General features: G+C 66.1%; 19 protein-coding genes and 1 tRNA gene. 13 read left to right on the plus strand and 7 right to left on the minus strand.

The genetic code is table 11. The features are described 5' to 3' along the window. Positions 1-97 precede the first annotated feature (97 nt). A complete protein-coding gene (locus tag IVB23_RS21410) occupies positions 98-559 on the plus strand; it encodes a MarR family transcriptional regulator (RefSeq protein ID WP_247799896.1) in 462 nt (153 codons plus the stop codon). Between the two features lie 4 nt (positions 560-563). Here IVB23_RS21410 and IVB23_RS21415 read toward each other — a convergent pair whose 3' ends face one another. The 3 genes from IVB23_RS21415 to IVB23_RS21425 all read right to left on the minus strand — a co-directional run bounded on the left by IVB23_RS21415 (position 564) and on the right by IVB23_RS21425 (position 1582). Then, positions 564-800, minus strand: a complete 237-nt coding sequence (locus IVB23_RS21415; RefSeq protein WP_247799897.1) for a GIY-YIG nuclease family protein — start codon at positions 798-800, stop codon at positions 564-566. Positions 801-1002: 202 nt separating this feature from the next. Then, positions 1003-1078: transfer RNA gene (locus IVB23_RS21420), tRNA-Ala, on the minus strand. A gap of 96 nt (positions 1079-1174) precedes the next feature. After that, positions 1175-1582, minus strand: a complete 408-nt coding sequence (locus tag IVB23_RS21425; RefSeq protein WP_061879959.1) for a TIGR02300 family protein — start codon at positions 1580-1582, stop codon at positions 1175-1177. A 160-nt stretch (positions 1583-1742) separates the two neighbouring features. On the opposite strand from IVB23_RS21425, the gene aroA reads away from it, so the two are divergent. The 12 genes from aroA (at position 1743) to IVB23_RS21485 (ending at position 14042) form a co-directional block, all read left to right on the plus strand. Beyond that, on the plus strand, positions 1743-3080 hold the full coding sequence (aroA, locus tag IVB23_RS21430; RefSeq protein ID WP_061880269.1) for a 3-phosphoshikimate 1-carboxyvinyltransferase: 1338 nt from the start codon (positions 1743-1745) through the stop codon (positions 3078-3080). Continuing rightward, entirely contained in the window at positions 3077-3715 is a 639-nt protein-coding gene (cmk, locus tag IVB23_RS21435) for a (d)CMP kinase (RefSeq protein WP_197965312.1), read from the plus strand. The genes aroA and cmk overlap by 4 nt, the downstream gene beginning before the upstream one ends. Before the next feature lie 268 nt (positions 3716-3983). Continuing rightward, positions 3984-5690: a 30S ribosomal protein S1 gene (gene rpsA / locus IVB23_RS21440; RefSeq protein ID WP_061879957.1), complete on the plus strand. Its 1707-nt coding sequence runs from the start codon at positions 3984-3986 to the stop codon at positions 5688-5690. Between the two features lie 358 nt (positions 5691-6048). Beyond that, positions 6049-7029: a signal peptide peptidase SppA gene (gene sppA / locus IVB23_RS21445; protein WP_061879956.1), complete on the plus strand. Its 981-nt coding sequence runs from the start codon at positions 6049-6051 to the stop codon at positions 7027-7029. Positions 7030-7200: 171 nt separating this feature from the next. Next, positions 7201-7506, plus strand: a complete 306-nt coding sequence (locus IVB23_RS21450) for an integration host factor subunit beta (RefSeq protein ID WP_008539997.1) — start codon at positions 7201-7203, stop codon at positions 7504-7506. Between the two features lie 81 nt (positions 7507-7587). Further along, on the plus strand, positions 7588-7980 hold the full coding sequence (locus IVB23_RS21455; protein ID WP_061879955.1) for a lipopolysaccharide assembly protein LapA domain-containing protein: 393 nt from the start codon (positions 7588-7590) through the stop codon (positions 7978-7980). Positions 7981-8046: 66 nt separating this feature from the next. Then, positions 8047-8718, plus strand: coding sequence for a phosphoribosylanthranilate isomerase (locus IVB23_RS21460; protein WP_197965313.1), 672 nt, complete (start codon positions 8047-8049; stop codon positions 8716-8718). Beyond that, positions 8715-9932, plus strand: a complete 1218-nt coding sequence (gene trpB / locus IVB23_RS21465) for a tryptophan synthase subunit beta (RefSeq protein ID WP_197965314.1) — start codon at positions 8715-8717, stop codon at positions 9930-9932. Before IVB23_RS21460 ends, trpB begins: the two co-directional genes overlap by 4 nt. After that, a complete protein-coding gene (gene trpA / locus IVB23_RS21470) occupies positions 9929-10765 on the plus strand; it encodes a tryptophan synthase subunit alpha (protein WP_197965315.1) in 837 nt (278 codons plus the stop codon). Before trpB ends, trpA begins: the two co-directional genes overlap by 4 nt. A gap of 109 nt (positions 10766-10874) precedes the next feature. Further along, positions 10875-11816, plus strand: a complete 942-nt coding sequence (accD, locus tag IVB23_RS21475) for an acetyl-CoA carboxylase, carboxyltransferase subunit beta (protein WP_061879951.1) — start codon at positions 10875-10877, stop codon at positions 11814-11816. After that, on the plus strand, positions 11813-13156 hold the full coding sequence (locus IVB23_RS21480; protein ID WP_197965316.1) for a folylpolyglutamate synthase/dihydrofolate synthase family protein: 1344 nt from the start codon (positions 11813-11815) through the stop codon (positions 13154-13156). Before accD ends, IVB23_RS21480 begins: the two co-directional genes overlap by 4 nt. 145 nt (positions 13157-13301) lie before the next feature. Beyond that, complete coding sequence (locus IVB23_RS21485; RefSeq protein ID WP_061879949.1) at positions 13302-14042, plus strand: metallophosphoesterase family protein; 741 nt, start codon at positions 13302-13304, stop codon at positions 14040-14042. Positions 14043-14058: 16 nt separating this feature from the next. On the opposite strand, the gene IVB23_RS21490 is transcribed toward IVB23_RS21485, so the two are convergent. The 4 genes from IVB23_RS21490 to addB form a co-directional block, all read right to left on the minus strand. Next, positions 14059-15066, minus strand: coding sequence for an ATP-dependent DNA ligase (locus tag IVB23_RS21490; RefSeq protein WP_061879948.1), 1008 nt, complete (start codon positions 15064-15066; stop codon positions 14059-14061). A gap of 140 nt (positions 15067-15206) precedes the next feature. Further along, positions 15207-15527: a thioredoxin gene (trxA, locus tag IVB23_RS21495; RefSeq protein ID WP_008540017.1), complete on the minus strand. Its 321-nt coding sequence runs from the start codon at positions 15525-15527 to the stop codon at positions 15207-15209. A gap of 70 nt (positions 15528-15597) precedes the next feature. After that, positions 15598-19104, minus strand: coding sequence for a double-strand break repair helicase AddA (addA, locus tag IVB23_RS21500; protein WP_247799898.1), 3507 nt, complete (start codon positions 19102-19104; stop codon positions 15598-15600). Further along, positions 19098-22244: a double-strand break repair protein AddB gene (gene addB / locus IVB23_RS21505; RefSeq protein ID WP_247799899.1), complete on the minus strand. Its 3147-nt coding sequence runs from the start codon at positions 22242-22244 to the stop codon at positions 19098-19100. Before addB ends, addA begins: the two co-directional genes overlap by 7 nt. Positions 22245-22354 lie beyond the last annotated feature (110 nt).

Consider the following 22354-nt stretch of genomic DNA (forward strand, 5'->3'; position numbering starts at 1 on the left):
GCGCAATTGAAATTGCGACGTCTCACATTTAATTGTTCGCAATTGAATGTGCCGTCGACCGGCCTCACAATGCGGCCGAACCTCGTGAGATTCTGCAATGGCCCGGAAACCATCGGCAGCGGACGCGCCGCTGCGGCTCGACAACCAGATCTGCTTTGCGGTTTATTCCGCAGCGCATGCCTTCAACCGCGTCTACAAGCCGCTGCTCGACCGGCTCGGCCTGACCTATCCGCAATATCTGGTGATGCTGGTGCTGTGGGAGCGAGACGACGTGCCGGTCAAGGACATCGGCGAGAAGCTGTTCCTGGATTCGGGCACGCTGACGCCGCTGCTCAAGCGGCTCGAGGCCGCCCATCTCGTCAAGCGCAGCCGCTCGCGCGAGGACGAGCGTCAGGTGCTGATCGCGCTGACGCCGCAGGGATACGCGCTCAAGGAAAAGGCCCGCGCCGTGCCGCAGTCGATCCTGGCGGCGTCGGATTGCTCGGTGTCGGAACTGGTCGCGATGAAGGACGAGATCGGCGCGCTGCGCGACAGGCTGAACGCGGTGATCGGGGAGTAGGGGGTTAGAGGCGCTTCTTGGCAAACGCGCGGCCGGACGCTGACTTCAGGTATCTCTCAAACCCGACAGCCTGCCTCGCATTGCTGAACGCGACGTAAGTCTTGAGGCGCCAAGGCCCGAATTTCGAAGTGTGAGGTACCTCGCCGGCATTGTGCTTTGCCAATCGGGCGCGCAGGTCATCGGTGATCCCAACATAAAAGTGGAGGGAATCAAGGCTCCCTAGGATGTAGACGTACTTCATGGCACGCTCCCCAGTTGTCGATGGGAGCTTACACCCGCATTCGTTACGCTGAAGCCCGGCTCTGCCGTGGAGGGCTTGCTGAGCCGAAGCTGGTGGAGTGTCGGTTTGTGGATGAAGCCCGGCTTCGCCCTTCGGGCTACGCCGCGGCAGCCTTCGCTACGATAGGGCTTGCCGAGCCGAAGCTGGCGAAGCCAGCGAAGGCTGGTGGAGCCAGGCGGGATCGAACCGCCGACCTCTTGCATGCCATGCAAGCGCTCTCCCAGCTGAGCTATGGCCCCTTAGTCCTTCACCGGGGTGAACCTGGTCGATCCCCCCGGACCGGCGAGCCCTTTCGACTCGCGCGGTGCACCCTTTTTCACAGATCAGGGCTGATCTCAAGTCTCTTCATCACCTCCGACGTCACCAATGATGTCGGTCACGTCCTCATCACCCTCTTCCTCGTCGGCAATGAAGGTCGAATCATCGTCATCGTCGTCGTCGATGGTCTCGTCGACCTCGATGTCGTCCTCGGATTCGGGCACGACGGCCTTGACCTTGCCGGTGTTTTCCTCGGCGTCGGCTTCCTCGAGGGAGACCAACTCTTCGGCCTCTGCCGGCTCCGGCGCGGTGTCCTGGGCCATATTGCGGGCTTCGGCGCCGCGGGGCGCACGCGCAGGAGCGACCGGGGCGATCGGCACCACCTCGCCGGTATAGGGCGAAATCACCGGATTCTTGTTGAGGTCATAGAACTTCTTGCCCGTGGTCGGGCAAATACGTTTAGTTCCGAGTTCGGACTTGGCCACGGCAGGAATCCTGGGAATGTCTGAAAAGCGGTGCTTCACTTGGCTAGTTGGCGGCCCGCTGTCAATAGCGCATTACAGGAGAACGACATGCCCGTGACGAGGCGCGGACCATGTGATACCTGCGCCGCAGCCCGGTGAGGGCGCATCCAAGGACACAATCTTGACCCATTCCGACCAACCGAGGCCGCTCCAGGCCCGCGCCAGCGGCCCCTTGACCGGGAAAGTACGGGTGCCCGGGGACAAGTCGATCTCCCACCGCGCCCTCATCCTGGGCGCGCTCGCGGTCGGCGAGACCAGGATTTCAGGCCTGCTGGAGGGCGAGGACGTCCTCAACACAGCCAAGTCCATGCAGGCGCTCGGCGCCAGGGTCGAGCGTACCGGCGATTTCGCGTGGAAGGTGCAGGGCGTGGGCGTTGGGGGCTTCGCCCAGCCCAAGGCGCCGCTGGATTTCGGCAACTCCGGCACCGGCTGCCGGCTGGTCATGGGCGCCGTTGCCGGTTGCCCGATCTCGGCGGTGTTCGACGGCGACGCCTCGCTGCGCAGCCGCCCCATGCGCCGGATCCTCGATCCGCTGGAAAAGATGGGCGCCAGGGTCGTGTCCGGGGGCGAGGGCGGCCGCCTGCCACTGACCGTCCAGGGCGCGCGCGATCCGCTGCCGATCACCTACAGGACCCCGGTCGCCTCGGCCCAGATCAAATCGGCTGTGCTGCTGGCGGGCCTGGCTGCGCCGGGCACCACGACCGTGATCGAGAGCGAGGCCAGCCGCAACCACACCGAGCTGATGCTGAAGCATTTTGGCGCCGACATCACCTCGGTCCAGGAAGGCCAGCACGGCCGCCGCATCACGCTGGTGGGCGAGCCCGAGCTGCATGGCGCCAACGTCGTCGTGCCTGCCGATCCCTCTTCGGCGGCCTTCCCGATTGTTGCGGCGCTGGTCGTCGAGGGTTCCGATATCGTGCTGTCCGACGTCATGACCAATCCGCTGCGCACAGGTCTTTTCACCACGCTGCGCGAAATGGGCGCCTCGATCGAGGAGAGCGAGGTGCGGGGCGATGCCGGCGAGCCGATGGCGCGCTTGCGCGTGCGCGCCTCGAAGCTGCGCGGCGTCGAGGTACCGCCGGAGCGCGCGCCCTCGATGATCGACGAATACCTGGTGCTGGCGGTCGCAGCCTCCTTCGCCGAAGGCACGACGATCATGCGCGGCCTGCAGGAGCTGCGCGTCAAGGAATCCGACCGGTTGGAGGCGACCGCCGCCATGCTTCGCGTCAACGGCGTCAAGGTCGAGGTCTCCGGCGACGATCTGATCGTCGAAGGCCGCGGCCATGTCCCCGGTGGCGGGACCGTCGCCACCCACATGGACCATCGCATCGCGATGTCCGCGCTGGTGATGGGCTGCGCCTCCGACCAGCCGGTGACGGTCGACGACACCGCCTTCATCGCCACCAGTTTCCCGGATTTCATTCCGATGATGCGTTCGCTAGGGGCCGAGTTCTCATGATCATCGCCATCGACGGGCCCGCGGCTTCGGGCAAGGGGACGCTCGGCAAGCGTCTCGCCCACCATTACGGCTATCGTCATCTCGATACCGGCGTGATCTATCGCGCGGTCGCCTATGCCTTGATGCAGTCAGGGCACGACCTCAACGACGAGGCGGCTGCGGTGCAGGCCGCGTTGGAGCTCGACCCCGAAAAGTTCGGCAATCCTGCGCTGAAGACCCAGAAGGCCGGCGAGGGCGCCTCGATCGTTTCGGCGATCCCCAGGGTCCGCGAGGTCCTGGTCAACTTTCAGCGGCAATTCGCCGCCGATCCGCCCGGGGCAGTGCTGGACGGCCGGGACATTGGAACCGTGATCTGCCCGCATGCCGACGTGAAGATCTTCGTCGTCGCCGACGCCAAGGTTCGCGCCCGCCGCCGCACCATGGAGGCCAGGGCGAGGGGCGAGGAGGCCGACGAGGCCGCCGTGCTCGCCGACATCATCCAGCGCGACGAACGCGACAAGAACCGGCCGATTGCGCCTTTAAAGCCCGCCCCGGATGCTTACTTGCTAGATAACTCCCAACTGGATATAGAAGGCGGCGTCCGGGCCGCCATCGACATTATCGAGGCCGTCCGAGCGGGCCGGTCGCGGGGCTAAGCCGCAGCCGTCATTGGAGGAAGCGCCCGCTCCCGCCTCTTTGATGTCGATACTTCGGTCCCCTCGTTTCGGGGCCGGCGCAATCCAGGCTCCGGACAAAGATTCCACGTATCGAACGCGCGGGCCTCTGCCGGCCCGTTTCCGCTATTCCGGCGCCGAGCCGGGGTAGCGAGCGGTCGCTCGAAGGTTTTTGCGGACCTTCCGACACTGCGCGTGCGATGCGCCCATGAACCCAACGGCCGGCAAGACTTCCGCAACTGGAGAACAAATGGCTTCGACTTCTGCTGATACCTATAGCCCTTCGCGTGACGATTTCGCCGCGATGCTCGACGAGTCCTTCGCAGGCGGCAACCTGCAGGAAAGCTCCGTTATCAAGGGCAAGGTGGTTGCAATTGAAAAGGACATGGCCGTCATCGACGTCGGCCTGAAGACCGAGGGCCGCGTCGCGCTGCGCGAATTTTCCGGCCCCGGCCGTGAAAGCGACCTCAAGGTCGGCGACGAGGTGGAAGTGTTCCTCGATCGCATCGAAAACGCGCTCGGCGAAGCCGTGCTGTCCCGCGACAAGGCGCGCCGCGAAGAGAGCTGGGGCAAGCTCGAGAAGGCGTTCCAGAATAACGAGAAGGTCAACGGCGTCATCTTCAACCAGGTCAAGGGCGGCTTCACGGTCGACCTCGACGGTGCCGTGGCGTTCCTGCCGCGCTCGCAGGTCGACATCCGCCCGATCCGCGACGTTGCGCCGCTGATGAACAACTCGCAGCCGTTCCAGATCCTCAAGATGGACCGCCGCCGCGGCAACATCGTCGTCTCCCGCCGCACGGTGCTGGAAGAGACCCGCGCCGAGCAGCGTCAGGAGCTGGTGCAGAACCTCGAAGAGGGTCAGGTCATCGACGGCGTGGTCAAGAACATCACCGATTACGGTGCGTTCGTCGACCTCGGTGGCATCGACGGCCTGCTGCACGTCACCGATATCGCGTGGCGCCGCGTCAACCACCCGACCGAGGTGCTCTCGATCGGCCAGACCGTGAAGGTCAAGATCATCAAGATCAACCACGAGACGCACCGCATCTCGCTGGGCATGAAGCAGCTGCTGGACGATCCGTGGCAGGGCATCGAAGCCAAGTACCCGCTGGGTGCCCGCTTCACCGGCCGCGTCACCAACATCACCGACTACGGCGCGTTCGTCGAGCTCGAGCCGGGCATCGAAGGCCTGATCCACGTCTCCGAGATGTCGTGGACCAAGAAGAACATGCATCCCGGCAAGATCGTCTCGACCTCGCAGGAAGTCGACGTGCAGGTGCTGGAAGTTGATTCCGTCAAGCGCCGCATCTCGCTCGGCCTCAAGCAGACCATGCGCAACCCCTGGGAGGTCTTCGTCGAAGCTCACCCGACCGGTTCGGTGGTCGAGGGCGAGGTCAAGAACAAGACCGAGTTCGGTCTGTTCCTGGGTCTCGAGGGCGACGTCGACGGCATGGTCCACCTCTCCGACCTCGACTGGAAGCTTCCGGGCGAGCAGGTGATCGACAACTACAAGAAGGGCGACATGGTGAAGGCCGTGGTGCTCGATGTGGACGTCGAGAAGGAGCGTATCTCGCTCGGCATCAAGCAGCTCGAAGGCGACCCCTTCGCCGAGCCGGGCGATGTCAAGAAGGGCGCGGTCGTGACCTGCGAAGTGCTCGAAGTGAAGGAGAGCGGTATCGAGGTGAAAATCGCCGGTACCGACTTCACCACCTTCATCAAGCGCTCGGAACTCGCCCGTGACCGCAACGACCAGCGTGCCGAACGCTTCGCCGTCGGCGAGAAGGTCGATGCCCGCGTGATCCAGTTCGACAAGAAGGCCCGCAAGGTCCAGGTGTCGATCAAGGCGCTCGAAGTCGCCGAAGAGAAGGAAGCCATCGCGCAGTACGGCTCTTCCGATTCGGGCGCGACGCTCGGCGACATTCTGGGCACCGCGCTCAAGAACCGCGACAGCAAGTAAGCGAAACGCAAGTTTTGCTGCATCGAAGCCCCGGCGCGAGCCGGGGCTTTTTTGTTCGCTGCGTATTCTGTTGCAACATGCTCGACTGTCATCCCGGGGCGCGCGAAGCGCGGGCCCGGGACCCATACCCACAGGCAGATGTTTGACGACGACTAGCAGTGGGAGCTCTGCCTCGCACTGCTCCCTGGGGTTATGGATCCCCGCGTTCGCGGGGGATGACGACCGAGTTTGTGGCGACTTGCCGGCTCTCACGAGGCCTTCATTTCTTCAAATTGCGCCGCAATTGATGTATCCAGATAAGCCAATGGTCACGCTGTGACGGCACAACGCGCCCAGCCTTTCATTTGGAGATATTCCGATGTCGCTCGATTCGGACATCATCGTCGATCGCCGCAGGATCCGCCGCAAGCTGACGTTCTGGCGCGTGATGGCCGCGCTGATCGCGATCGCGGCGATCGCGAGCTTCGCGCTGATCGCGACACCCGGGGCGCGCGGCACCTTCGCATCCGTCGGCTCGATCGCGCGCGTTCATATCGATGGGTTGATCCGCAGCGATTCCGAGCGCACCGAGGCGCTGGAACGGCTGGAGAATTCGGCCGCCGCCGCCGTCATCGTTCACATCAACTCGCCGGGCGGCACCACGGCCGGCTCCGAGCAGCTCTACGACTCGCTTACCCGCCTGAAGGCGAAGAAGCCGCTGGTCGTCGTCGTCGAGGGTCTCGCCGCATCGGGCGGCTACATCACGGCGATCGCGAGCGACCACATCGTCGCCCAGCAGAGCTCGCTGGTCGGCTCGATCGGCGTGCTGTTTCAGTACCCCAACGTCTCCGAGCTGCTGAAGACCATCGGCGTCAAGGTCGAGGAGGTGAAGTCCTCGCCGCTGAAGGCGGCACCCAACGGTTTTGAGCCGACCAGTCCCGAGGCGCGGGCCGCGCTCGATGCGCTGGTCAAGGATTCCTACGCCTGGTTCAAGGGGATGGTGAAGGAACGGCGTGGCATGGATGACACGCAGCTCGAAAAAGTCGCCGATGGCCGCGTCTTCACCGGGCGCCAGGCGATCGATCTCAAGCTGATCGACCAGATCGGCGACGAGAAGACGGCGGTGACCTGGCTGGTCGAGCACAAGGGCGTCAAGAAGGGGCTTCCGGTACGCGATTACAAGCTTCAGCCGCGCTTTGGCGATCTGACTTTCCTCAAGACGGCGGCCGCCGTGGCGCTGGAAGCGCTCGGTTTGAGCTCGATTGCGCATCAGATCGGCCAAACCGGCGTCGCGCAGGCGGTCGACCGGCTCGGAATGGATGGCATGCTGGCCTTGTGGCAACCGGCCGCATCAAACTGACTGGAACAGGCGAGTTCCGCGAGGTTTTCTCGCCCTGCGAGTGCCGGCGCAGCACGCTTTTTCGGCATTTGTCACGTATTTTCGCGATGCCCAGCCTTGATTTAGCGTCTTGACAGATCACGGTATTTTCACGGAAATGGTCATCCGCACGCTCCCGGGTCCTATCTCTCGATGATCAAATCCGAACTTGTTCAGCGTATCGCCGAGCACAACCCGCATCTGTACCAGCGGGATGTCGAGAACATTGTGAATGCGATTCTCGAAGAGATCGTAGCGGCGCTTGCGCGCGGTGATCGCGTCGAGCTGCGCGGCTTCGGTGCCTTCTCGGTCAAGCACCGCCCTGCACGCGCAGGGCGCAATCCGCGCACCGGCGCCCATGTGCCCGTCGACCAGAAGAGCGTTCCGTTCTTCAAGACCGGCAAGGAAATGCGCGAGCGGCTGAACCGCGACCATCCGGATCCCGGCGCGGCAGACTAAAGCGCGATGTGATCGCGCTTTAGGGTTTTTCGCGGTCGCACAGCGTGCGGCCGCAGCTTGATTCAAGGCGAGCGAAGCCAGATGCGAAAGTTCCTGACCGCGCTGATCGTGCTTCCGCTGGGCGTGATCCTGGTCGCGTTCGCTGTCGCCAACCGGCATTTCGTCACGGTCTCCTTCGATCCCTTCATTTCCGACGACCCGTCGCTGTCGCTGACGTTGCCGCTGTTCCTGCTCCTGATCCTGGTGGCTGCGCTGGGCGTCGTGGTCGGCGGCTCAGCCGTCTGGTTCGGCCAGCGGCGCTGGCGGCGCGCGGCGCGCCGGAATGACGCGGAGGCCCGGACCGCCAGGGCCGAACTGGCCGATCTTCGGGCCCAGGCGGCTGCGGCCAGGCCCGAGCCCCAGCGCCTTCCCTCTCCCTCCGGGGTGGGCCTCTACGGGCCCATCGGGCGAGACAAGCAGCGCGCGACGTTGTAGAAGCGGCCCCGACCGAAAGCCCCGTTTTCCGGCCGCGGACCCGCGGCCTCTATCTGCTTTGAGATCATGTCCCTGCTCGTCAAAATCTGCGGCCTGTCCACGCGGGAGACGCTTCAAACGGCGCTCGACGCCGGTGCCGACATGGTGGGATTCGTGTTCTTTCCGCCGTCGCCGCGACATCTCTCCCTGGAGGCCGGGCGCGAGCTGGGCCGCCAGGCGAAGCAGCGCGCGCTCAAGGTCGCGCTCACGGTCGATGCCGACGACGCCACGCTCGACAACATCATGGATGCGCTGTCGCCGGACATCTTCCAGCTCCATGGCAAGGAGAGCGTGGCGCGGCTGCGCGACATCAAGCAGCGCTTCGGCCGCCCCGTGATGAAGGCGGTGCCGGTCGCAACATCGGCCGATCTCGCCGCGCTGCCGGGCTACGCCGCAGTCGCCGACAGCATTTTGTTCGACGCGCGCGCGCCGAAGGATGCGACGCGGCCCGGCGGCCTGGGGGAGCCCTTCGACTGGCACCTGCTGGAAAATCTCGATCTGAAACTGCCCTACATGGTCTCGGGCGGGCTTCATGCCGACAACGTCGCTGAAGCCCTCCGCGTCACCCGCGCCGGCGGCGTCGACGTGTCCTCCGGTGTCGAGAGCGCCCCCGGCGTCAAGGATCCCGAGATGATCAAGGCCTTCATTCGCGCCGCGCGCGCCAGCCAAGATACAAGCCAAGAGTTGAGTGTTCGATGACCGTCGCCAAACCCAATTCCTACCGCAGCGGCCCCGACGAGCGCGGCCATTTCGGCATCTTCGGCGGCCGCTTCGTCGCCGAAACCCTGATGCCGCTGATCCTCGACCTGGAAAGGGCCTACACCGCCACCAAGGACGATCCGGCCTTCCAGGCCGAGATGAACGGCTATCTCAAGAACTATGTCGGCCGGCCTTCGCCGCTCTATTTTGCCGAACGCCTGACCGAGCATCTCGGCGGCGCCAAGATCTACCTGAAGCGCGAAGAGCTGAACCACACCGGTTCGCACAAGGTGAACAACGTGCTCGGCCAGATCATGCTGGCGCGGCGCATGGGCAAGAAGCGCATCATCGCCGAGACCGGCGCCGGCCAGCACGGCGTCGCCACTGCGACGCTGTGCGCGCGCTTTGGCCTGGAATGCGTGGTCTATATGGGCGCCGTCGACGTCGAGCGGCAGCAGCCCAATGTCATCCGCATGGAGATGCTGGGCGCAAAGGTGATGCCGGTGCAGTCGGGCACGCGCACGCTCAAGGACGCCATGAACGAGGCGCTGCGCGACTGGGTCACCAACGTGCACAACACATTCTACTGCATCGGCACGGTCGCAGGTCCGCATCCCTATCCGACGCTGGTGCGCGACTTCCAGTCGATCATCGGCAACGAGACCAGGGCGCAGATGCAGGAGGTCGAGGGACGCCTGCCGGATTCGCTGGTCGCCTGCATCGGCGGCGGCTCGAACGCGATGGGCCTGTTCCATCCATTCCTCGATGATCCCACGGTCGAGATCTTTGGCGTCGAAGCCGCCGGCCATGGCCTCACGCAGCTGCATGCGGCCTCGATCGCAGGCGGCCGTCCCGGCGTGCTGCACGGCAACCGCACCTATCTCCTGATGGATGCGGACGGCCAGATCCAGGACGCGCATTCGATCTCGGCCGGCCTCGACTATCCCGGCATCGGGCCCGAGCATTCCTGGCTGCACGAGGTCGGCCGCGTGAACTATCTCTCCGCGACGGACGACGAGGCGCTCGCCGCGTTCCAGCTGCTGTCGAAGTTAGAGGGCATCATTCCCGCGCTCGAACCCGCGCACGCCATCGCCAAGGTGATGGAGCTCGCGCCGAAACGGCCCAGGGATCACCTGATGGTCGTCAATCTCTCCGGCCGCGGCGACAAGGACGTTCCGCAGGTCGGCGACATCCTGAGGGGCAAGAGCAAGTGACCACGCGTATCGACACCCGTTTTGCCGAGCTTGCGAAGCAGGGCCGCTCGGCCTTCGTGACCTTCCTGATGGCCGGCGATCCTGATCCCGCGACCTCGCTCGAGATCATCAAGGCGTTGCCGAAATCCGGCGCCGACGTGATCGAGATCGGCATGCCGTTCACCGATCCGATGGCCGACGGCCCGTCGATCCAGGCAGCGGGCTTGCGCGCGCTCAAGGCCGGCATGACACTGAAGAAGACGCTCGAGCTGGTGCGCGGCTTTCGCAAGGACGACAACGCGACGCCGATCGTGCTGATGGGCTATTACAACCCGATCTACATCTATGGTGTCGACAAGTTCCTGGTTGATGCGAAGAGCGCGGGCGTCGATGGTCTCATCATCGTCGACCTGCCGCCGGAGGAAGACGACGAGCTCTGCCTGCCCGCGATGAAGGCCGGCCTCAATTTCATCCGCCTGGCGACCCCGACGACCGACGACAAGCGCCTGCCGGCGGTGCTCGCCAACACCTCGGGCTTCGTCTATTACGTCTCGATCACCGGCATCACCGGTGCGGCGGCGGCTGACTCCGCGGCCGTGAGCGAGGCGGTTGCCCGCATCAAGCGGCACACCAAGCTGCCGGTCTGCGTCGGCTTCGGCATCCGTACGCCGGAGACGGCGCACGCCATTGCCTCGCATGCCAATGGCGCGGTCGTCGGTACCGCACTGGTCGATGCGCTCAGGAACAGCCTCGATGCGGAGGGGCGGGCGACCGGCAAAACCGTTAACGCCGTCGCGGAATTGACGGCCGCCCTGGCCCAGGGCGTCAAGGGCGCACAACAGGCAGCGGAATAGGCCATTCCGCTGCAAAGGCGGACGACACGGCGGCTTGCCGGGCAGAGGCCGGGCCGCCATATATCCCTTCAGGCGATCCGCGAGTCGGGTTCGCACATCGGAGCAAACCATGAACTGGCTTACCAACGTGGTCCGGCCGAAGATCCGCAACATGCTGCGGCGGGAGACGCCGGAGAACCTGTGGATCAAATGTCCAGATTCCGGGCAGCTCGTGTTCTACAAGGACGTCGAGGCCAACCAGTTCGTCATTCCCGGCTCGAACTACCACATGCGCATGGGCGCAGTGGCGCGTCTGAAGTCGATCTTCGACAACGAGACCTGGTTCGACGTCGCGCTGCCCGAGGTCACGCCCGACCCGCTCAAGTTCCGCGACGAGAAGAAATATGTCGACCGCATCAAGGATGCGCGGGCGCGGACCAATCTGAACGACGCGATCAAGGTCGGCTACGGCAAGCTCGAAGGCTCCGCTGTCGTCGTCGCCGTGCAGGATTTCGACTTCATGGGCGGCTCGCTCGGCATGGCTGCAGGCGAGGCCATTGTGCGCGGGATGGAGCTCGCGGTCGAGAAGACATCGCCGTTCATCGTGTTCGCCGCCTCGGGCGGCGCGCGCATGCAGGAGGGCATCCTGTCGCTGATGCAGATGCCGCGCACCACGGTCGCGGTGCAGATGCTGCGCGAGGCAAAACTGCCCTACATCGTCGTGCTGACCAATCCGACCACCGGTGGCGTCACCGCGTCCTATGCGATGCTGGGCGACGTGCAGATCGCCGAGCCCGGTGCGCTGATCGGCTTCGCCGGCGCGCGCGTGATCGAGCAGACCATTCGTGAGAAGCTGCCGGAAGGTTTCCAGCGCGCCGAGTACCTCAAGGAGCACGGCATGGTCGACATGGTCGTGCATCGCCACGAGCTGCGCCCGACGCTGGCGCGGCTCTGCCGCCTGCTGACCAAGGCGCCGGCGCTGGAAGGCGCATCGAAATCAGTGCAGCCGGTCGCGAGCCCGGCGCAGATCGTATCGGCGGCCGAGACGGCGCCGGCTGCGCCCCACGCGTGAACGCCTCCTCTGACAGTGCAAAGACACCGCTCGGCGAATTGATCGGGCGGCTGTCGGCCCTGCATCAGAAGCGCATCGATCTCGGGCTCGAGCGGATGCACCGCCTGCTCGAACGGCTCGGCCACCCCGAACGCAAGCTTGCGCCGGTGATCCACATCGCCGGCACCAACGGTAAGGGCTCGACGCTGGCTTATCTGCGCGCGACGCTGGAAGCTGCGGGCTTGCGGGTCCACGCCTATACCTCGCCCTATCTCGTCCGCATCAACGAATGCTTCCGGCTCGGCCGTGTGGGCGGCGGCGTGCTCGTCGGCGACGACGAGCTGCGCGCCGCGCTGGAAGAGGTCGAGCGCGTCAATGCCGGCGAGGCCGCGACATTGTTCGAGCTGAAGACGGCTGCCGCGTTTCACCTGTTCGCGCAGAACGCGGCCGATGTGGTGCTGCTCGAAGTCGGCCTCGGCGGCCGGCTCGATTCGACCAACGTGGTCGATGCGCCGGCGGCCTGCGTGATCACGCCCGTCAGCATGGACCACATGGATTTCCTCGGCGATACGCTGACGTCGATTGCCGGTGAGAAGGCCGCGATCATCAAGCACGGCGTGCCCGTGATTTGCGCCGAGCAAATGCCGGAGGCGATGGCCGTGATCGAAGCGCAGGCCAAACGCATGCGTGCGCCGCTGTTTGCCGCAAGCGAAAACTGGCACGTCAATGTCGAGCGCGGGCGTCTGGTCTATTCCGACGATCGCGGCTTGATGGATCTTCCGGCGCCGCGTCTGTTCGGCCGCCACCAATTCGCCAATGCCGGGCTTGCGATCGCGACGCTGCGTGCGCTTCCAGCCATCAAGGTCAATCACGCCGCGTTCGAAGCCGGCATTGTCGGTGCCGAATGGCCGGCGCGGATGCAGCGCCTCACCTCGGGCGAACTGCTGTCCTGGGGTCCGCAGGGCTCCGAGATCTGGCTCGACGGCGGCCACAATGCGGAGGGCGGGCGTGTCGCTGCTGCGGCGCTCGGCGATCTCGAGGAGCGGGTGTCGCGGCCGCTGGTGGTGATCGCGGGCATGATGGCCAACAAGGACGCGCAGGGATTTCTCGCCAATTTCGCCGGCCTCACCCGCCATATCATCGCGGTGCCGATTCCCGACACCGAGAACGCAATGCCGATCGATCGCCTCGCGGATGCCGCGCGCAGCCTCGGCATGCGCGTCGAAACCGTTTCCGGCGTCGAAGCCGCGCTGCGCGCCTTGGCCAAGCTCGCCTACGACGTGCCGCCACGCATCCTGATATCAGGCTCGCTGTATCTCGCCGGCCACGTGCTGGCGATCAACGGCACGCCTCCTGCATAGACGGTCTTGTGTCCCGGACAAGGCGCATCGCGCCAGCGATGAGCCGCAGAGCCGGGACCCAGAATGCCGCAACATGGGCCCCGGCTCTGCAGCGCACCGCTGAAGAGGCGCTGCGCTGCGTCTGGGGAACGAGAGAGAAATGCCGATGCGTTTCGCCGCGATCGCCGACGTCCACGGAAATTACCTCGCGCTGGAGGCCGTGCTCGCCGACATCCGCACGCACGGCATCGCCGACATCGTCAATCTCGGCGACATGCTGAGCGGCCCGCTCGATGCGCGCAGCACGGTCGAGATCCTGATGCGGCTCGATGCCGTGCATGTGCTCGGCAATCACGACCGCTATCTGCTCGACCGTCCGCCGGAGAAGATGGGCTCGTGGGATCGGCCCGCCCACGCCCAACTCGATGCCGCGCAGCTCGACTGGCTGCGCGGGCATCCGATGACGCGTGTCTTCCGTGAGCAGGTGTTTCTTTGCCACGCGACGCCCGGCAATGATGAAGTCTATTGGCTCGACACCGTGCATCCCGATGGCACGGTCGCGCTGTCGCCGCTCGATCGCATCGAGCAATTTGCGCTTGGGATCACGCAGCCGCTGATCCTGTGCGCCCACACCCATCTCGCCCGTGCCGTGCGCTTGCGCGACGGCCGGCTGATCGTCAATCCCGGCAGCGTCGGCAGCCCTGGTTATCGCGACAAGCATCCGTTCCCGCATGTCGTCGAGGCCGGCACGCCCCACGCGCGATATGCGATCTTCGAGCTCCTCGATGGTGCTTGGCGGGTGACGTTTCGAAACGTGGCCTATGATCACGAGGCCATGGCCGCGCTGGCGCGCCGCAACAACCAGCCGGAGCTGGCGAACGCGCTCGCGACGGGATGGATCAAGTAGGGTCGCGCGTCGCCCATTACTTCAACAGCTTCATGGGATCCGCCACCTTCTGCTTCAGCTGCTCGAAGCGGCATTGCCGCGGCGCCTTGTCCGGGCGCCAGCGCAGGATCGAGGTGCCGTGGCGGAAGCGGTCGCCGCTGAAATGATCGTAGCAGACTTCGATGACAAGCTTCGGCTTCAGTGGACACCATTTCGCCGAGCGTTCGGTCGACCAGCGGCTCGGCCCGCCCGGTGCGTTCCCGGTGAAGCCGGGCTCGCCGATCAGCGCCTCCAGCCGGTCGGTCAGGTCGGGCTTCTCCTCCGCCTTGATGGCCGAGGTGAAGCCGACATGGTGCAGCAGGCCGTCATCGTCGTACAGTCCGAGCAGCAGCGAGCCGACCACCTTGCGGCCGGCGATCTTGTTGGTGGCGTAGCGGAAGCCGCCGACCACGCAATCGGCGCTGCGGAATTTCTTGATCTTCTGCATGCCGTCGCGATTGCCCGCCTGATAGGGCAGGTCGACGCGCTTGGCGATGACGCCATCCGAGCCGCCACCGGATTGCGCGAGCCATTTCCCGGCCGTGGCGTAACTCGTCGTCGCAGGCGAAAGCCGGAAGATGCTGCCCTTGAGATGGGACTTCGCAAAAGCTTCCAGTGCCGGCCGTCGCTCGCGAAGCGGCGCCTTGGCAAGCTGCTTGTCCCCGGCCGTCGCGAGCAGATCGAAAACGAGGTAGAGCGCGGGCGTCTCCTGGGCGAGCCTCTTCACCCGGCTTGCGGCAGGATGAATTCGCTGCAGCAGCGCGTCGAACGAAAAGCCCTTGCCTTGCGGCACCACGATCTCACCGTCGAGCGTGAAGCGGTCCGCCTTCAGCTTCAGCGCGGCGGTGACGATCTCGGGGAAATAGCGCGCAAGATCCTCGCCGGATTTCGAGCGCAGATCGACGTTGCCGCCGCTGCGCGACAGCAGGCAGCGGAAGCCGTCCCACTTGGGTTCATATTGCCATTCCTTGCCACGCGGGATCTCGTCGACCGAACGCGCCTCCATCGCGACGAGAGAGCTCGATCTTCGGGCGCGCTTCGCAGGCGGGGCTGGCAAGGGCGGGACTCGTCATACGCTGAACACGTCCCACCAACGCAAACGGCCGGCTTTCGCCGGCCGCTTCCGAAAATAATCTTCGAGGCGGATCAGACCGCGGAGGTGATCCACTGCTGCAGCTTCGCCTTGGGCGCCGCGCCGACCTGGCGGGAGGCCATCTCGCCGCCCTTGAAGATCATCAGGGTCGGGATCGACATCACGCCGTACTTGGAGGCGGTCTTCGGGCTCTCGTCGACGTTGAGCTTCACGATCTTGACCTTGTCGCCCATCGCGCCGGCGATTTCGTCGAGCGCGGGCGCGATCATGCGGCAAGGGCCGCACCATTCGGCCCAGAAATCGACGACCACGGGGCCGTTCGCCTTGAGCACTTCGGCTTCGAAATCGGCGTCGGAAACCTTGCTAACGGCCATTGGGAGTACCTCACTCGGTTGAAAGAGAATCGGCGCGACCTGGAATCGCGCCCGGGATCATGCGGTCAACCTATGAACGGCTCCTTGCCGGGTCAAGGACGCTCACACCGAGATGAAGGGATGCCAGCGCCGCGTCCAGCGCGGGGGCCGAAATCTCCATATATTCAAGGGCCTCCGTCCAGAGCAGGACGGCCCTGACGGGCTTTCGGGGATAAAGCCGCGACAGCACCGCCCGGTACAGCGCAAGCTGGCGGACATAGGCCGCCGGCGCCTCTGCGGCGCTTCTGGGGGCCGCCTGGTTGGTCTTGAAATCGACGATCAGGACCTCCTCGGGGCGAACGACCAGCCGGTCGATCTGCCCCGACACCAGCGCCGGGGGGCGGCCTTGCCGCTCCAGCCGGCCGGCGATGGCGACCTCCGCCCGGCTGCCGGCGGCAAAGACGGGCGCGAAACGCGGCTCCGTGATCAAGCTGAGCACCTTGTCGACCAGCACGGTGCGGTCGGCCTCCGGCCAGTCCGAGGCATTGCGTGCCATGAAGCCCAGCGCCGCCTCGCGACGGCGCTCAATGGCGATGTCGGGCAGGGATTGCAGCAGACGGTGCACCAGCGTGCCGCGCTGCAGCGCCAGAGCGCGGGACTGCACCGATTCGCCTGATCGCACGCTGCGGCCTTCCTCGGCAGGCTGGCCCGAGGGACGCACAGGATCGTCGTCGACCATCTCGCGCGCCGGCGTCCGCAGCCAGTCCGGCAATGCGACGGTGCGGTCCACGGAAATCGCCGGCGTGCCCAGCGCCGCGACGTCCTCCGGCCGGGCGAACCGGGTCACCTTGCCGAGCGGCGCCTCGATCACCTGCTTGTCCAGGCCTGAGCCTTTGAGCCCGGTGTCGACGAGGTCGTACCAGCTCAGCTTGCGGACCGTCCTCATGTTGCCGGGCATGCAGCCGCCGACGATCAGCCGGTCGGCCGCGCGCGTCATCGCGACGTAGAGCAGGCGGCGATACTCGTCCTCGGTCTCATCGAGCATCGCCTTGCGCGCCTCGGCAACCGGCTTGGGATCATCCGCCTTGCGCCCGGCCCAGACCACCACCTCGCCGCCATTGCCGCGCGGCACGTGAATCAGCCGAACCCGCTGCGAGTCCGCGGGCGACGATGTCGTGTCGACCATGAAGACGACGGACGCCTCGAGCCCCTTGGCGCCGTGCACGGTCATCACCCGCACCTCGTCGCGCGAGATCTCCATGTCGCGCTTCACCTCGGTGTCGGCCGAACGCAGCCAGGCCATGAAGCCCTGCAGCGAGGCCGGCGCCTTGCGCTCGTAGTTCAGCGCGAGCTCCAGGAATTCGTCGAGCGCATCGTTGGCCTCGTGCCCGAGCCGGCGCAGGATGCGCGCGCGTCCGCCATCGCCGCCGAGCAGCCAGGCATAGAAGGCGAACGGCGTCTCCTCGCGCGCACGAATCTCGCAGGCTTCCAGGCGCCGCAATGCCGTACCGAACTTTTCGCTCTCAGCCGCATGCTCGCCGAGCGCGCGGCGCAGCGATCCCTTGCGGTCATGGGCGAGCGTGAACAAATCGTCGTCATCGAGACCGAACAGCGGGCTCTTCAGCGCCACCGCGAGCGCGAGATCGTCCTGCGGCAGCAGCAGCGCATCGGCAAGGTTCATCAAATCGATGATGGCAATGTGCTCGGTGAGCTTGAGCCGGTCGGCGCCGGCGACCGGGATATTGGCGTGCTTCAGCGCCTGGATCACGGCGTCGAAGGCGTTGCCGCGCCGGCGCACCAGGATCAGCATGTCGCCGTAGCGCAGCGGGCGGCGCTCGCCCTCGTGCCCCGTCAGCGTGCCGCTCTCGACCAGCCGCTTGATCTCGGCCTGGATGCGCCGGGCAAGCTTGACCTCAGGGCTGGTGACGGCGACGCCGTCGAACGGGGCACGCCAACCCTCGATGTCCTGCCTGTCGTCGGCCTCGGCCAGATCCCACAGTTCGATCACGCTCGGCCCGGCATCGCTGAGCGCGTTGTGCAGGGGATGGCCGATCTCGACCGAGTGGATGCTCTTGTAGATCGCGGGCTCGCGGAAGACGTGGTCGACCGAGTGCAGGATCGTCGCGCCCGAGCGGAACGAATAGGTGAAGGCGACCGGGTCGAACTTCAGCCCGGCCGCGGTGAACTTGCGATGCAGCTCGCGCCGGCGCGCATCGAACTCGTGCGGCGCTGCGCCCTGGAACGAGAAGATCGACTGCTTCTCGTCGCCGACCGCGAAGATGGTGCGGTTCAGCCCCTCGCGCGCGCCTTCGCCGGCGGTGAATTCGGAGATGATGTGCGCGACGATGTCCCACTGCCGGGGGCTCGTGTCCTGGGCTTCGTCGATCAGCACGTGGTCGACGCCACGGTCGAGCTTGTAATGCACCCAGCCCGAGGCGACGCGATCGAGCATCGCCAGCGTCTTGTCGATGAGGTCGTCATAGTCGAGCAGCCCGCGCTCCTGCTTCTCGCGGCGGTAATTTGCGGCGGCCGCGGTCGCGATGTGCAGCAGCGCGGCGGTGCGGTCACGAACCGTCACGGCGCGACGCTTTTCGATCAGTCCTGAAAGACGCTGCGCCTCGGCCTCGAACAGGCGGGCAACGGATGGGTTGTGATCGCAGAATTTCTTGGTCAGCACCGCCTTGCGCGGCAGCTTGTCGTCGGTGAGGAAGACGGACAGATAGGCATCGACCTGGTCGCCGCCGGAAAAAGCCTTTGCCGCGCGCAGCCGCCCGGCCTGGTCATTGTCCGACTTGCTGCCGTCCTCCAGCGCGAAGGCGATGTCGTCCCAGCGCGAGCGCGGCAGGAACGGGCCGTCGAGAATCTCCGTTTCGACGTTCTCGATGCGGTCGCTCGCGTCAACGCCGAGCACCGCAGCCATCTGCGCCGCTGCGGCCTCCGCGTTGCCGGCCTCGTCGGTCCAGGCCATGAAGTGATCGCGACTGAGGCACGCCTCGCGCACGACCTCCTTGAAGGTGACATCGGCGGCGCTCGCCATGGCGGTCAGGAGCGCGCGTCCGGTCACGCTCTCGGGGGCGCGCGCTGCCTCCAGCAGCACCTTCAGATTGGCGCGCTCCATCATGTCGGTCTGGTCGCGCTCGTCGATCACGGCAAAGCGCGCCGGCACGTTGGCCTCGAACGGAAACTGCTGGAGCAGGCGGGTGCACAGCGCATGGATGGTCTGCACCTTCAGCCCGCCCGGGGTCTCCAGCGCGCAGGCGAATAGCTTCCGTGCCTCGCGCCGCAGCTTTGCGCTCGGATGCGGGATGCCGACGGCGCGGATCGCGGCATCGAGCCCGGCATCATCCAGCGTCACCCAATGCCCGAGCGTGGTGAACACGCGCTCGGCCATGTTGGCCGCGGCGGCCTTGGTGAAGGTGATGCAGAGGATCTTTTCCGGCGGCACGCCCGACAGCAACAGGCGGATCACGCGCTGCACCAGCACATGGGTCTTGCCCGAGCCGGCATTGGCCGAGACGAAGGCCGATGCGGTGGGATCCGATGCACGCGCCTGCCGCGCGCGCACCTCGTCAGGGATGGGCCGCGGCGCCTTCACCATTCCTCGATCCCCAATCCGCCGGCCGCGGACCATTCCTTGATCCGGGCGAGGTCGTCATAGGTGCCGTAGCGGTTCGCCCACATCGGCAGATTCAGCGAGGTATAGGCCTGGCTCTCGTCCTCGAAGGCACGGATCAGCGCTTCCAGCTTGGCTCGCGCCTCGGCTGCCGCGGTGTCGGGCGGCTGCGGCTCGTCGCCTTGCTTGAACTTGAGCTCGAGGATGCGCTCCTCGCCCGGCGGATTGTTGCCGCTGAGGCGGACATAGACGAGCTGGCTCACGGAGGAGCCGGCGTCGATATCAGGGAAGCCGCCCTCGCGCAGAATCGCGGCTTCCAGCGTGAGCTGCGGCGACAGGCCCATGCGGACCTGCTTGCCGGTCGGCGGCTGCCCGGTCTTGTAGTCGAGAATGGCGTAGCCGCCGCCCTTGCGGCGCTCGATGCGGTCGGCGCGCGCGGAAAGATAGAAAATACGCGCGTTGTCGAGCGGGATCGAGATCTCGCCCCGGGTCTCGGCCGTGATTGCCTCGATCGCGCCGCGCCGCGCCGTCTCCCATTCGCCGAACCAGCGCGCGATACGCTGGAAGCGTGGCCACCACAGCGCCCGCGCCTCAGGGCGCTCCATCAGCGGCGCAAAATGTTTCTCGCCGATCGCACGCAGCACGCGCGCGGGATCGTCGGGCAGATGTGCGGCATAGGCCTCGGTGAACTCGCCGAGCGCATCGTGAATCGCCGAACCGCGGTCGGCAGCCGAGAGCGGCATGTCGACGGGATCGAGCGCATCGAGCCGCAGGATGCGTTTGGCGTAGATCGTATAGGGATCGCGCAGCCAGTCTTCGATTTCGGTGACGGACATCTTGAGCGGCCGCATCGCGCGCGGCGGCCGCGGCTCCGGCTGCTTGATCGGTCTGACCTCGTCGGGCTGGTCCAGTGCGGCCGCAAACTGCACATATTTCTCGCCGGCACGGACAGCCGCGCTCCAGAGATCATCGCCCGCGACCGCCTCCAGACGGTGCAGGAAGCGCGAGGCGACCGCCGGTGCACCGCCGGCCTTGGCGGAATGGGTGAGGATCACCTCGTCGCCGCCGAGCAGCTGCGCGAAGTCATGGGCGGAGAGGCCGATGCGGCGCTCCGGCAGGTCGAGCCCGAGCTCGTGCCGCATCGGCCGGCTGAGCCAGGGATCGATGCGCGGCGCCGGCGGCCAGACGCCTTCGATCAGGCCGCCCACGATGATGCGGTCGGCCTGCATCAGGCGCGATTCCAGCGGACCGTAGATCTGCAAGCGGGCGCCGGGTCTGTCGCGCCGCCGCACCGCGCGATCGCCGAACGCCGTCTGGAAGACGTCGGAATAATCCGGCAGCGGCACCATCAATCCGCTGGTCGTGCCGCCGCGCAGGAGATCGTCAAAGGCGCTGGCGAGCGAAAGACCATCGCGCTCCTCGAAGGCGAGCGGGATGCCCTGCTCGTCGCGCGTCAGCTCAATCAGGATCTCGCGGTGCCGATGCGCGAGCTCGGCGAAGTCATATGGCTTCGAGGGCGGCAGGCTCTCGATTGGCGCCAATGCCTTTTGCAGGACATCGATCAGCGCCTGGATGCGATCGAGATCCTCCGCCTTGAGACGCGCCCGCGGCTCGGCGCGGTGCAGCGCGGAGACCTCGCGGCGCCCGAGCTTTGCCAGTTCCTCGCGGAAACGGTTGAATTCGCGCAACAAGCCTGCGGTGGCCGCCGGCGGGCGCGTGCCGCGCAGGACTGCGAGCTCGAGGCCTTCGATTGCCCTCTTCCACGCGCCGGGTGCGCGGCCGAGCCGGCATAACGGATGCTTCAGCATCGCCAGCAATGTCGCCGGCTCCAGGCCCTTGGTCGCCGCCTCTGCCGCGAGACGCGCGAAAGTGCCGGCGGATGTTTCCATCAGCACATCGCCGCCGGAATCGTCAAAGGCTAGGTCCCATCGGGTCAGCGCCGCCATCACCCGCCGCGCCAGCGCACGGTCGGGCGTCACCAGCGCCGCCGACTTGTCGAGATACCGCGCCTCGCGCATAGCAATGGCAATCGCGAGCGCTTCCATTTCAGGATTGGGGGCCTCGACGACAGCGAGGTTCTTCATGCCGCCGGCGATCTTCGCAGCGACGTCAGGCTGCTTCAGCCGGTCGTGCCAGACTTCCGTCCTGGCGGACGGCCGCATCGATTCGGACGCGAGCAGATCGCGGCCGCCGTCCGCTGGGGGCTGAAGAATGTCGACGTCGCTGCGCTTGATGCCGAAGCGATCCAGCAGCGCGTGCATGGCATATTGCGGATGGTTCGAGGCCGGATGCTCCGCGAACTTGCCGAGCGCATCGCGCACGCCGCCGATGGTGCGCCAGGCGTCGTCGTCGAGATCGGTGTCGAGGCCCGGCAGCACCACCGCGCCATGCGGCAGCGCGGCGACTGCGCGCAGGAATTTTGCGGTGGCAGGCATCGAGCCGGTCGACCCCGCCGCGATCACCGGCCCGCCCGGATGCGCGGTCAGCCGTTTGGCTTCCGCCGCGATCAGGAGATCGCGCCGTGCGGCCGGCTCGATGCGGTTGATCTCGGCGAGATGATTGGGCCAGGCGATGCGCGCGATGCGCAGGAATTCGAGCGAGTGCTGCCAGTAGCGGTCGAGCTGGTCCGGTACCAGGCCGTCGAGCGCGCTCCAGTCCACGCCGCGCGTGACCATGTCGTCGATCAGGCGCGCGAGATCGGATGCAAGCGCCAGCGTCGAGGCCGGCCCGCCGACCACCAGCGGCGACAGCACCGGGCCCTTGGCCCAGGCGGCGACGAGCTGCGCCAGTGTCAGCCGCCGTTCGAGCTCGCCCAGCCGCGGCGGAATGTCGAGCGGCGTTGCACCGGAAAACTGCTCGCTTTCGCCGGCGAAGGCGAGCTCGTCCTCGTCGATGTCGCCGAGCGCGACGATGCGCGGCAGCACGACCGCGTCCGTTTTCATTTCATCGAGAAAGATCTCACGCACGACGCGCATCGCACGCCTGGTCGGCAAATAGAGCGTGGCGTCGGCCAGCCGCGCCGGTTCCTTGCGGGCCTCGAACCCCTCGACCAGGCGGCCGTCGAGCAGGGCCGTGACGACCGTGCGCAGGAACGGAACTGAGATGGGAACGCTGAAAACGCGCATGAGCCGCCTGATTCGAGAATCAGGGCAATATAGGGAGGTGGGGTCAAATGGTCATGCGCAGGAGCGAGGTCTTCCCCGTTGTCCCACCGTCATTCCGGGGCGATACGAAG

The sequence above is a fragment of the Bradyrhizobium sp. 191 genome (assembly GCF_023100985.1).
Classification (GTDB): Bacteria; Pseudomonadota; Alphaproteobacteria; order Rhizobiales; family Xanthobacteraceae; genus Bradyrhizobium; species Bradyrhizobium diversitatis.